Source organism: Paenibacillus zanthoxyli JH29 (assembly GCF_000520715.1).
Classification (GTDB): domain Bacteria; phylum Bacillota; class Bacilli; order Paenibacillales; family Paenibacillaceae; genus Paenibacillus_AQ; species Paenibacillus_AQ zanthoxyli.
In genome coordinates, this window is the sequence record NZ_ASSD01000055.1 from 1 (window position 1) to 406 (window position 406).

Annotated in this window: 1 protein-coding gene; it reads right to left on the bottom strand. The window is 30.8% G+C overall.

Annotation, left to right across the window (positions count from 1 at the left end; translation table 11 throughout):
* Positions 1 to 22: 22 nt before the first annotated feature.
* Positions 23 to 373, bottom strand: coding sequence for a hypothetical protein (locus tag L691_RS33285; RefSeq protein WP_232229071.1), 351 nt, complete (start codon positions 371 to 373; stop codon positions 23 to 25).
* Positions 374 to 406: the final 33 nt, after the last annotated feature.

Consider the following 406-nt stretch of genomic DNA (forward strand, 5'->3'; position numbering starts at 1 on the left):
TCAAATTCCAGAAACTTGATAATCAACAGGCGTGTACAAAATAATCACAATATCCCATTCTTAATCTCGAATGAGTTATTTTTCCTATATCAGATAAATGTCCCTCCCTTCTACTTTCAACAAAACGTATTACGTGTATTGGTTTCCAATCCTGTTCTTTAGAATCATTGTAGAGTTCACATAGTTCATCAACAATTTCGTTCTCTTCATTTTGCACATAGTCCCACAAATTATTGTACCTATTATTTTGTTTAAGTACTTTAATAAAGTTTGCTTCAGGTGAGTTATCATTCAAAGAAGAATTTATTGGTTCAACTTGTATACTTTTATCAGCTTTGTTAAAAACAAATCTTATATTATTGTGTATGCTCACGCCTGTTGATTATCAAGTTTCTGGAATTTGAAG